The organism is Amycolatopsis regifaucium (genome assembly GCF_001613935.1).
Taxonomy (GTDB): Bacteria; Actinomycetota; Actinomycetes; order Mycobacteriales; family Pseudonocardiaceae; genus Amycolatopsis; species Amycolatopsis regifaucium.
This window is the reverse complement of record NZ_LQCI01000002.1, coordinates 550213-561193: the sequence shown is the minus strand read 5'-3', so window position 1 is coordinate 561193 and position 10981 is coordinate 550213. Positions and strand designations below refer to the sequence as shown.

Genomic DNA, 10981 nt, shown 5'->3' with positions numbered 1-10981 from the left:
CGACGTAATCACCACCTGACCAAACGCCGGAAAGGAACCGGGCGCAGGACCGGACTTTTCGCATCCAGAGGACTAAATGCGTTCTAGGGTGCCCGAATCGGCGCTTTTTCCGGTGGGTGGTCGCACTGCGTGTTCCCTGGGGCACCTATCGGATGTGGAAACGTCTGAATGGCGGTGGACCATACGCGGCAGTTGCGAAAGCATGCAAAGGGTGGCGGGAAACGCGTGGTCCGAACTCGGCGAAGGGATCCGCCCCGGCCATGCCGCTAGGCGTGGAGGTGCCGGGCCTGGAACTGGCTGGACCGCTACGTGGACCAGCTCGTGCGGGCCGGTGACAAGGACAATGACGCGCTGATCGGTGTGCAGCGGGTGGACCTCATGGTCGGCCTCGCGAGCGCGGCCGAAGCCCTCCGAGCTTAGGAACGGCACGAGTCGGAATCCGCCGAACGAAAGCTGCGTTCGGCACTCGGACTTATGCAGGGGATCGATCTGGATCGCTTTGCGCTTTTCGCTCGTTACCGGCCCAGTAAGCGTCACTCTCTCGAGTACGTGAAGAGCCCGCTCACTCGGGCAGTGTTCGCCGACGGAAGTCCCCATTCTTTTCCTGTGCGCTGTGTGAAATAGCCACACGCAGTAGACAGGAACCATGTCAGCGGGCGACGTCACAGGAGCGCATCCCGATCGGGCCGTCTGCGTGCTCGATACGCAGTATCCGTACTTCTATCTCAGCGAGAACACCGCGTTGATCAATCCCGGGGTCTCCACCTGGACCGGGATGGTCACTGCGTCGAGTGGAAAGCTGAAGCTGCAGGTGCCTTGGACCGCGAAGCGGGTGCGCGTCGTCGCCGAGGTGCACTCCGACAGGCCGGAAGACGTGATCGAGAACTACGACGACGTCATCGAATTCGGTTACTGGTCCGCGACCGGTCTCGCCGCGGTGCTGGACTGGTCGCGGACACTCGCGAGCCCATTGGAGCTGCTGCCAGGTGGCGCCGGTGACTACCGCCTGCGTTATCACGTGCGGGAGTATTCCCGTGAAGCCGCGGACCTCGGAAGCGAGCGAGGCGCGGTGGCGGAAGCGTTGATTCAGCTCTGGCCTGCGAAGCTCGGCGGCAAGGAAGAGCTGCGGATCACCGGTGCACTCGGAACCTTCTGGCATCCCGGCTCGCGGCTGAAAACCGTCTGGAACGACTGAGGAACGCTCATTACTGCCCGAGCACAGCCCTGCTTACACAGTGCGGTGATCGGTAGCGCACGATCTCCTCGACAGCCGCACCGAACAGTTCCGGGGCGGCGATCAGCTTCTTCACCGTGTCCGTCCGGTCGAGCGGCAAGGCGAGCCCGGTTCCGGCGGTGGTCACCGGCTCCGAACCCTCGATGAACAACACCAGGTACGTGAAGCCAACTCGTCGGCGTTCATGCCGCCGTCCGCTTCGTGGATCCACGGCGACCTGGTGAAGAGGTCGTTTCCTGGCCGCGCTTCTTCACTTCGATCATGCGGAGGGCGAATTCGTGCCCTGGTAACAAGACGAACGCGGGTTTCACAGCGTGGAACCCGCCGAAACCTCGGCCACAGGGTTTCCTATATTCCTGGTATCACTCCGAGTGTCAGCTTCTTCGCGCGAGTCGATCACCTGCGGGCGCGCGGGGTGTCGAAGAGGCGGCTTCATACCCCCATGACCTCGATCGACCCGTACCTGGACACCGTCATCCGGTTGCGCGTTCGCCGGAGCGGCAACTTGCGATGACCAGCCGGTCTGCTCGTCGTCGACGGCAGCAATCCTCGCCCATGAGGATTCAACGGAGCCTCAGGAGGCAAGACCATGAGGGCAGCGGTATTGCGTGGACCCGGCCGGGTCACCGTGGCTCAAGTACCAGATCCCAAGATCGAACAGCCGACGGACGCCGTCGTGCGTGTAGTGGCTTCGGCGATCTGCGGCACCGATGTTCGCGGATATCTCGGCAGGCCCGGCCCGGTACGGGGGCCACGGTGCGGACACGAGTTCATCGGTGTGGTGGCCAATGTGGGTTCGTCGGTCCGGTCGATACGTCCGGGAGAGCTGGTGGTGGCACCGTTCATGTTTTCGGACGGTGAATGTCACCGCTGTGTTCACGGAGCACAGAGCTCCTGCGCTCGCGGCGGGATGTTCGGCGTCGCGGCGGGCGGCGCGCAGGCAGAGGGCTTGCGTGTGCCGTTCGCCGACGGCACTTTGGTGCCTGTGCCGTTCGACGAGTACGACGAGCGGATTCCGGCTGTGCTGACGCTCGCGGATGTGATGGCGACCGGCCAGCATGCCGTGCACGCCGGTGGAAGGCCCACACCCATGACGATGGCCGTCGTCGGCGACGGCCCGGTGGGGTTGTGCGCCGTCCTCGCGGCGAGCCGCCTGGGCATAGAGCGGATTTTCCTGCTGGGACACCACGAAGACCGGCTGCGGATCGGGCAGAAGTTCGGCGCTACTGATCTCGTGAGCTTGAGAGGCGCCGAGGGCCGGGCGCAGGTGATCGATGCGACCTGGGGCGCCGGGGCCGGTCTGGTGGTGGAAGCCGTCGGTGAGCAGGACGCGCTGGACACCGCGATGGCCATCTGTGTCGACGGCGGCGCCATCAGTGTGGTCGGAGGGCCGCACGGCACCCTGGACTCGACGGCCTGCTCTTTGCGGAACATAACCGTCAGAAGCGGCCCAGTGCCCGTCCGCGCCTATCTCCCGGCATTACTCGGCGAAGTCATCGCCGGCAAACTGGATCCGAGCGCGGTTTTCGACCGGACTCTTGAACTCGCCGAAGTCGGCCACGGCTACCAGGCAATGGTGGACCGTAATGCGACCAAGGTGCTGATCACATTGTGAGCGTGACGAACGCGCCGTTCCGTCCCGTGGAAATCGCGATTGAGGCGGTTCCACGGGCGGACTTAACATCAAGACCATTCACCACTCCGATCCTGCGAAAGATGTCAGGCGCGTACCGCAAATTCGGCCGCGAGGGTCCGTCGCCCGTATCGGGCCACGGCTGGACGTCGATCGGTGATTTCCCAGCCGAAATCGAAAGGAAGTGCCTACTGTGGCGCTCATTCAAGAGCAGATTTGCGTGCCTGTCATCTCGGTCGCCGAAGCACGTACGTTGGCCGATCTCGAAGCCGCCGCGGGCCCCGTTGAAGTCGTCCTCGGCCCGGCCACCCGGAACAGGGTCGCGGAAGGTCGGGAATTCGTGATGCGATGCCTCGCCGAAGGCCGTCCTGTCTATGGCGCGACGACAGGGTTCGGTCCACTGGTGGGCTTTTCCGGGCGAGACGAGGACACCGATCAGTGTGAGAACCTGCTCTCCCACCTCACCGCGGGGCAGGGGCCCGATCTGCCGACGTCCATCGTCCGCGCGGCCACGCTCGCCCGGCTTTCCTCGCTGGCGCGAGGACGGTCGGGGGTTTCGGTCTCGGTGCTCGACGCGCTGGCGGAAATGCTGAAGACAACCTTCGCTCCAGCCGTACCCCGGCTCGGCTCGGTCGGTGCCAGTGGTGATCTGGTCCCGCTCGCACACTTGACACAGGCTTTGAAAGGTCGTGGTCACGCGTACGCCGATGGAGTGCGGCAAGACGCGGGTGACGCACTCGCGTCCTGTGGGCTGCGACCTCTCGACCTCGACGGACGGGACGCACTGGGCCTGGTGAACGGTGTCTCGCTGACCGCGGCCGCAGCAGGGCTGGCGATGGCGCAGTTCATCCGGTCACACCGGATCGCCGGACTTTTGTCCGCCATGCTCGCCGATCAACTCGGATGCGGTACCGACTTCTGCGATCACCACCTCCTCGAGGCTTTCGGGCATCCCGAAGCGATCGCCGAGGCCGCTGATCTCCGTGCCCGCCTACGAGGTACCCGGCCCACCGGGGACCGGCCACTGCAAGAGCCCTACACCATCCGTTGCGTTCCCCAGCTCCTCGGCGCGGTGAGGGCAAGCCTCGGCCAAGCGCGAGATGTCATCGTGCGTGACCTGAACGGCATCAGCGACAACCCGTTGTTCTTCCCGGAAGACGACCTCGTCGTGCACGGCGGCAACTTCTTCGGCCAGCCTGTCGCCTTTGCCGCCGATACGATGACCACTGCCGTCGTACAGACGGGCAACCTCGCCGAGCGGCAGCTCGATCTCCTCGTCGATCCCCACCGCAACGGCGGTCTGCCGCCCGTACTCGCCACCGAACCCGGGCGACAGCACGGAGTGCAGGGAGTCCAGATCGCCGCGACCGCGATCATCGCCGACATGCGCCGTTCTGCCGTCCCCGCGTCGCTGCAGAGTCTGCCTACCAACCTGCACAATCAGGACATCGTCCCCTTCGGAACGCAGGCCGCGTTGAACGCGTTCGATCAGGTTCGTTCGCTGCGGCTTCTACACGGGTCCTTGGCCGTCGCCCTGCGCCAGGCGATTCACGTCGGTGCGCGCAGGCCTACCGCTCCTGCCTGTGCCGACGTGATGGAGAGGCTGATGGACGCGATCGCCCCCATCGAGCCGGACCGGCCTCTCCACGAGGACGTACGACGGGCCGCCGACGTACTCGACGATGTCGTGGCCTCCCAAGTGGACCAATGACTGAAACTGGGCTTGTCCGACAGCAAGAGGATCGCCCCGCGGTACTCCGAAGCGGAGGTCAGAGACACTGTGACCAGTGGCGTGGTGGCGCGTGCCTGGCTACTGGACTGCTGAGGTAGTCCAGTAGTAACTCAACGGGCCCCAAACGGTTCGCGTGAGGTCGCTGGAGTTCGTCGGCATCCGGCCAGCCGCCCTATTCGCTTCTCGCGGCGCGTCCGGCTCGATCGGACAGCTCCGCGAACGCCGCACGCAGCTCCGGCGGCCCGATCACCTCGATCTCGGTGTCGAAGCGGGCCAACGCCGCCGCGAGGGCGGCCCAGGACCATGCCCCTGTCGTCAGCCTGGTCCGGGTGGTATCGAGCGCCTCGACGACGCCGTCGCCGGCGAACGGGGCCACCTTCGCCGCGGGCAGGTCGAGGACCACCTCGCCGCGGCAGGGCCAGACGTCCGCGCTCTCGGAGCCCTTGAACCGGGCCGACAGGAAGGCGGCTACGTCGCCGCCCGGCACTTCACGGGGAACGAACCGTGGTCCGGTCGGGACTCGCGGTGTCATCCGGTCGGCACGGTAAGTCCGCCAGTCGTCGCGGTCGGGGTCCCAGCCGACGACGTACCAGCGTCCGGCTCGCACCACGAGGTGGTAGGGCTGCACCCGGCGGGGCCGGTGCAGCTCGGCGTCCTCGTGGCGCCCCGGCGATCGGTAGTCGAACCGCAGCTCTTCCCGGGCGCGGACCGCAGCGCTCAGCGTGAGCAGGAGACCGGTGTCGATCTGGGGCTCGGTGCCGTGTCCGGCCGCGCTGATCTCAAGGGCGTCGACGCGCTGCCGCAACCGCGACGGCAGCACCTGCCGCACCGTGGCCAGGGCTCGCGCGGCCGCCTCCTCGATGCCCGCGCCCGTTCCGACGGCGATCCGCAACGCCACGGCCAGTGCGACCGTTTGCTCGTCGTCGAACAGCAGTGGCGGCATTTGACTGCCCGCTTCGAGGCGGTAGCCGCCGTCGGGGCCCTTGACCGCCTGCACCGGGTAACCAAGCTCGCGCAGCCGGTCGACGTCGCGGCGCACAGTCCGCTCGCTGACACCCAGCCGGTCGGCGAGCAGGACGCCCGGCCAGTCGCGGCGGACTTGCAGCAGTGACAGCAACGAGAGCAGTCGGCTGGAGGTCGTCGCAGAGGAGGCAATCGGCATGTTTTTCACCATGCCACAAGTAGCGGACGTTCCCTGACCGGTACTGCTGACATCGTCATTCTCGTTGCCGGAAGCCTCCGGCGCCAGGAACTACTCGCGAAGGACCGGAACATCATGTCGCTCAACGCTGTCGCCCACCTGAACTTCCACGGCCAGGCCCGCGAAGCCCTGGAGTTCTACCAGTCGGTGTTCGGCGGGCAGCTCACCGTCGCCACCTACGCGGACTTCGGGATGCCCGCCGAACTGCCCGGCGCCACGAACGTCGTCTTCGGCCAGGTCGTCGCCGACAACGGCTTCCGGGTCATGGCCTACGACGTGCCCGGCGAGCACGCTCCGGCCGTTTCGGGTGCGCCCACCACGCGCCGCGAGAACGGCACCACGATCACCAAGGAGTCGTTCTTCCTCTCCGTCCGCGGCGAAAGCATCGAGGAGGTCACCCCGGTGTGGGAGGGCTTGGCCAAGGGCGCGGCCGTGATCGAGGCGTTCGGCCCCGCCCAGTGGGCGCCCGCCTTCGGAATGCTCGCCGACCGCTTCGGCGTCACGTGGATCATCGACGTCGCGGCCGAGTACACCCAGGACTGATCTTCCCCTACCAGGAGTGCGGCCGGTCCCGGCCGCACTCCTCCATCCTCGCAGGAGAACCCATGCAGACCCGTCCGCTCGGCCGGACCGGTATCCAGGTCAGCGCCTACGCGCTTGGCACGATGATGTTCGGCCCGTATGGCAACCCCGACCCCGACGACTGCGTGCGCCTCGTCCGCCGGGCCCTCGACAGCGGTATCAACCTCATTGACACCGCCGACGTTTATGGCGGCGACGGTGAATCCGAGAAGATCGTCGGGAAAGCCCTTCGCGGCCACCGCGACGACGTCGTCCTGGCTACGAAGTTCAACGGCCGATGGGATCCGGTCCCAACCAGCGCGGCAATTCTCGCCGGTGGATCGTCTCCGCCGTCGAAGGGTCGCTGCGCCGCCTGGGGGTCGACCACATCGACCTCTATCAGGCCCACCACCCTGAACCCGGCACCGATATCGAGGAAACTCTCGGCGCGCTGACCGACCTGCTGCGCGCGGGCAAGGTGCGCGCGATCGGCCACTCCAATCTGCCCGCGTCGGACATCGTCGAAGCCCAGTGGGTGGCCGAACAGCGCGGGCTGGCGCGCTTCCGCACCGAACAGCCGCACTACTCGATCCTCAACCGCGGGATCGAACGCGAAATCCTGCCGGTCTGCGATCGTTACGGGCTGGGTGTCCTGGTGTGGAGTCCCCTCGCGATGGGCCTGCTCGCCGGTCGCCTCCGAAAGGGCAGGGCGGAAACGGCGTCGGACGGCCGCCTGCACTGGGCACGGCAGCACATGACCGACGAACGCAAGCACGACGCCGTCGAAGCACTCGCCGGGCTCGCCGAACAGGCTGGGCTGTCGCTGCCCCACCTCGCGCTGGGCTTCGTTACCGCCCACCCGACGGTCACCTCGGCGCTCATAGGCCCACGCACACCCGAGCAGCTTGACGACCTGCTCGCGGGAGCCGGCACGCTCCTCGACGACGACCTACTCGACCGGATCGACGAGATCGTGCCTCCGGGTACCGACGTCGGACCGGTCGACGTTGCCTACGTTCCTCCGGCACTCACACAGCCGGAGCTGCGCCGACGCACCGAGACCCGGGCAGCGCGACGGCCGACACTCGGGCTGGGCCAGCACCCCATACAGCCACCTCCAAGTTGACTGCATGACTCGGCCGTGGAGTAGGTGACTTGGGCCGCAGGGCTGGTCCACCCGGGCAGGCGAGGGTGGCGCGCGACTCTCCGGCGGCGAGCGGCAGCGGGGCGCCCCTCAGAGAACGCGGCACCAACGAATACCCCGAGCCGGATCGTGCGCGAGTTCCCGCTCAAGAGCGTCGGCATCCCCGCCGGTGGCGTCCTTGTCCTCGTAGGATTTCCGGCACCGCTGAAGTGCTCCAAGGGCCGGAGCGGGCAGCCTCCTTGGTTCACGGCGTTCGCGGACTCGGCGCTGATGACGAGATTCGCTCACCCAGGCATATCGGCATTTGGTCACCCTTGTCGGAGGGGCGCAGGTCAGACATCGATGGCGGACGTCTTCTGGATGGAACAACTTCGAAGATTTCGTGCTCGCGGGTCTCGCTAAGATCGCCAAGGGGTGACACGTGACCGGCGCCAAGGCATGACTCACGTCGGCGCCGGGCTCTCGCCGTCGTGATGGCGGCGGGGCTCGGCCCACGTGCTCCCGGCCGGCGGCTGAGCGCCGTCGCGCGGGATATGGCGGGTCGAGGTTTGGACAGTGCGGCCGCGATGTTCAGATTGCTGAGCTTGGAGTAGACGTAGGTGGTGCGGGTCGACGGCAGACTGCGACGCTCACTCTTCATCGGCGGAAGCCTGCTTCAACGACGTTGCGTGGCCGAACGTGTGTTCAACTGTTGTCCGTTGATCGTATGGCTCGATCGCACTGTGGGATCGCGACGTGGAGGTGGCCGGATTTTGGGCTGGGTGTTGCGGGAGCGTGCCACGGAGCGGGAGTCGCGCGTGGAAACCAGAGCGTGGTGACGCTGGCGACCCAGTTGAACCCGTTGGCTGGTCCACTCGGGACATCAACGTGCGGATGTCGCCGAACGGCTCCCGTGCAGCGGGCACGGCGGGTAAGCCGGTCAACGAGGAGTGCGCGGAACGCTCACGGGCCGCTGAGAAGCCGCCGGTGAGGACGGCTGGGTTCAGTACGGGAACTGTCGTCGTCCGCGGTGGACAGAAATCCACTTGAGGGTGGTGAACTCGTCAAGGCTGCGATCACCATTGAGGCGCCCGAACCCGGACTGCTTCTCGCCGCCGAAGGGAACGATCGGCTCGTCGTGGATGGTCGTATCGTTGATGTGGACCATGCCGGTGTGGAGCCGCTTCGCGATCGCGACGCCGTGTTCGAGGTCGCGAGTGTGGACGGCACCGCTCAGGCCGAAGTCGGTGTCGTTGGCGACGTCGACCGCCTCGTCCTCGGTATCGAACGGGATCAGGCACGCCACCGGACCGAACATCTCCTGCCGCATCACCGACATCGCCGTTGTCACGTCCGTCAGCACTGTGGGACCGAACAGGTTCCCGTTGACCTCGCCGCGCAGCGCTACCGTCGCACCCTCCGCGATGCCCTGCTCGACCAGAGCGGCGAGCGCGGCGGTTTGCCGCTGGTTGATCAGCGGTCCGACGATCGTCTCCGAGTCACGAGGATCGCCGGTCTGCAGCGACTTCGCCTTCGCCACGAACTTCGCCGCGAACTCCTCGTACACGTCCCGGTGGACGAGGATCCGGTTCGCCGACATGCAGATCTGGCCCTGGTGGGTGAAGCGGGAAAAGGCCGCCGCGTCGACCGCGAGGTCGAGATCGGCGTCCGCCAGCACGATCAGCGCGCTGTTCCCGCCCAGCTCCAGCAGCGGTTTCTTGAAGTGCCGTACCGCGACCTCGGCGACGTGCCTGCCGACGGCCGACGACCCGGTGAACGAGATGACCCTCGGTGCGGGGTGTTCGAGGAACGCGTCGCCGATCGCCGGGATCTCGGTCACGACGACGTTGAGCAGGCCCGCGGGCAGGCCGGCCGCCTCGAAGATCTCGCCGATGAGCGTGCCGCCGGTGATGGGCGAGTCCTCGTGCGGTTTGAGGACAACGCCGTTGCCGGCGCCGAGCGCGGGCGCCACCGACTTCATCGACAGGAAGAACGGGAAGTTGAAGGGGCTGATGACACCGACGACGCCCACCGGTTCGCGGTAGACGCGGTTTTCCTTGTCGTCTATCGGGGACGGCAGGATGCGGCCCTCCATGCGCAGCGGGAAGGTCGCCGACTCCTTGAGCATGTTCAGCACCAGGCCGATCTCGAACATGGCCTTGAGCCGGGTACCGCCGAGTTCGTCGACGATGATCTCCACGATCGCGTCTTCGTGCTCCTCGACGTACCGGACCGCTCGTTCGAACACCGTCCGCTTGGCATAGGGGTTGACCTGATCCCATTCGAGCTTGGCACGCGCCGCCGCCCGGTACGCGTCGTCGATGTCGTCGGCTCCCGCGATCCGGAACTCGGCGACGGTGGTGCCGTCATACGGGTTCCGGTCGACGAGGACCTTGTTCATCGAGCCGTCGCGCCACTCACCCGCGATGAATTGGTGGCGCCTGGGCGAGCCTGCGCCGCCGTGAGCGGGCGGCGTGGGCGACGCGACCCGGGCGGCCCGCTGTGCCGGGGGCTGAGCGAGGTGTGCGGCGACCGCGTCGGCACCATGGAGCCGTTCGAGCGCCGCACGGGCGCGCTCGGTCGCGGTCGGCTGCAGCTCCGGAATCTGGGGGTTGTCGATGAGCACCGTCGGCTGGGAACGGAACTCGTAGGCGCGGATGGACTTGTCGGGGCTCAGGTTCTGCACGGTGTGCGCGTACTTCCGTCCCTTCTTTATGGGCAGGAGATCGCCGCGGTACTGCACGGCATCGTGCTCGAGGTGCTCGCCGTGCAGGGTGAGCGCCCCTTCCTTTCCGCAGTCGACGACCAGCACGATCACATCGGTCCGGGGGTGCATGTGCGCCTTGGCGAGGAACCAGGCAGGGACCTCAAGCCCGCCCACGGAAATGCCCATCCCGGGGGGATCGGCCTCGTGGCGTCCGTCGACCAGCGGCCGGATTCGGTGCCCCTGGGGAGTCAGGACCGGTTCGACGGAGTCGAACGGGACAACAGTGCAGCCACCGTTCACGGAGGGTGTTCGAGATTGGTTCTTCCGGCGGGCGGCCGCGTGGCGCTGTGCCACGTCTCGCAGGTCTGACCGGACGACAGTGTCGGCGAACAGGCACTCGTCCGAACGCACCACGTAGCCGGTGGCGCCGCGGTCGAACCCGGTGCTGACCGCGTAGGGCGTGCCACGGCGGATGGTCAGCAGGTCGCCCTGCTCCTGGACCGCGAGATAGCGCAGGTCATCGCCGTAGAAGACCCACACCGGGTCGCCCTCGGTGAACAGCAGCACCGTGTCGGTGTTGGGATGTTCCAGCGGGTCGCTGAGGAAACCGGCCGACAGCTCCAGTCCGCCGGCGGACAACGCGAAACCGGGAACGTTGCCGGTGGCGGTGCCGTTGACCAGCTCTCTGGCTCGCCCCCATCCCGGTGCGCGGCACGGATCGACGGATGTGAAAGAGATCGGGCTCAACTGCGTGGTGATGGAGTGGGTCGAGGTCACGGTCGGCTCCTTT

Annotated in this window: 7 protein-coding genes and 1 pseudogene; 5 read left to right on the top strand and 3 right to left on the bottom strand. The window is 66.8% G+C overall.

Going from position 1 to position 10981, the window contains the following annotated elements; all coding sequences use genetic code 11:
- The first annotated feature begins 646 nt into the window (after positions 1 to 646).
- The gene (locus AVL48_RS03755; RefSeq protein WP_061990279.1) at positions 647 to 1195 is read left to right on the top strand and encodes a hypothetical protein; all 549 of its coding nucleotides are present in this window, start codon (positions 647 to 649) and stop codon (positions 1193 to 1195) included.
- Between the two features lie 10 nt (positions 1196 to 1205).
- Here AVL48_RS03755 and AVL48_RS39935 read toward each other — a convergent pair whose 3' ends face one another.
- Entirely contained in the window at positions 1206 to 1361 is a 156-nt protein-coding gene (locus AVL48_RS39935; RefSeq protein ID WP_244162292.1) for a cytochrome P450, read from the bottom strand.
- Between the two features lie 462 nt (positions 1362 to 1823).
- Here AVL48_RS39935 and AVL48_RS03745 point away from each other — a divergent pair, with 462 nt between their 5' ends.
- Both AVL48_RS03745 and AVL48_RS03740 read left to right on the top strand, forming a co-directional pair.
- A complete protein-coding gene (locus AVL48_RS03745) occupies positions 1824 to 2849 on the top strand; it encodes an alcohol dehydrogenase catalytic domain-containing protein (RefSeq protein ID WP_061990275.1) in 1026 nt (341 codons plus the stop codon).
- A gap of 238 nt (positions 2850 to 3087) precedes the next feature.
- Entirely contained in the window at positions 3088 to 4578 is a 1491-nt protein-coding gene (locus AVL48_RS03740; protein WP_244162291.1) for an aromatic amino acid ammonia-lyase, read from the top strand.
- A 193-nt stretch (positions 4579 to 4771) separates the two neighbouring features.
- Here AVL48_RS03740 and AVL48_RS03735 read toward each other — a convergent pair whose 3' ends face one another.
- Positions 4772 to 5761, bottom strand: coding sequence for a helix-turn-helix transcriptional regulator (locus AVL48_RS03735; protein WP_061990271.1), 990 nt, complete (start codon positions 5759 to 5761; stop codon positions 4772 to 4774).
- Between the two features lie 114 nt (positions 5762 to 5875).
- Here AVL48_RS03735 and AVL48_RS03730 point away from each other — a divergent pair, with 114 nt between their 5' ends.
- Together AVL48_RS03730 and AVL48_RS03725 are read left to right on the top strand one after the other, a co-directional pair.
- Positions 5876 to 6343 (top strand): VOC family protein, encoded by a 468-nt coding sequence (locus AVL48_RS03730; protein ID WP_061990269.1) that lies wholly within the window; start codon positions 5876 to 5878, stop codon positions 6341 to 6343.
- A 62-nt stretch (positions 6344 to 6405) separates the two neighbouring features.
- Positions 6406 to 7487, top strand: a pseudogene (locus AVL48_RS03725) (aldo/keto reductase).
- 1000 nt (positions 7488 to 8487) lie between these two features.
- On the opposite strand, the gene AVL48_RS40480 reads toward AVL48_RS03725, so the two are convergent.
- On the bottom strand, positions 8488 to 10968 hold the full coding sequence (locus AVL48_RS40480) for an aldehyde dehydrogenase family protein (protein WP_279626619.1): 2481 nt from the start codon (positions 10966 to 10968) through the stop codon (positions 8488 to 8490).
- Between the last annotated feature and the right edge of the window lie 13 nt (positions 10969 to 10981).

Bases quoted from the DNA above. Each gene is read 5' to 3' on its own strand.
- AVL48_RS03745 (WP_061990275.1), top strand. From the start codon at position 1,824: ATGAGGGCAGCGGTATTGCGTGGACCCGGCCGGGTCACCGTGGCTCAA.
- AVL48_RS03735 (WP_061990271.1), bottom strand. From the start codon at position 5,761: ATGCCGATTGCCTCCTCTGCGACGACCTCCAGCCGACTGCTCTCGTTG.
- AVL48_RS03755 (WP_061990279.1), top strand. From the start codon at position 647: ATGTCAGCGGGCGACGTCACAGGAGCGCATCCCGATCGGGCCGTCTGC.
- AVL48_RS03730 (WP_061990269.1), top strand. From the start codon at position 5,876: ATGTCGCTCAACGCTGTCGCCCACCTGAACTTCCACGGCCAGGCCCGC.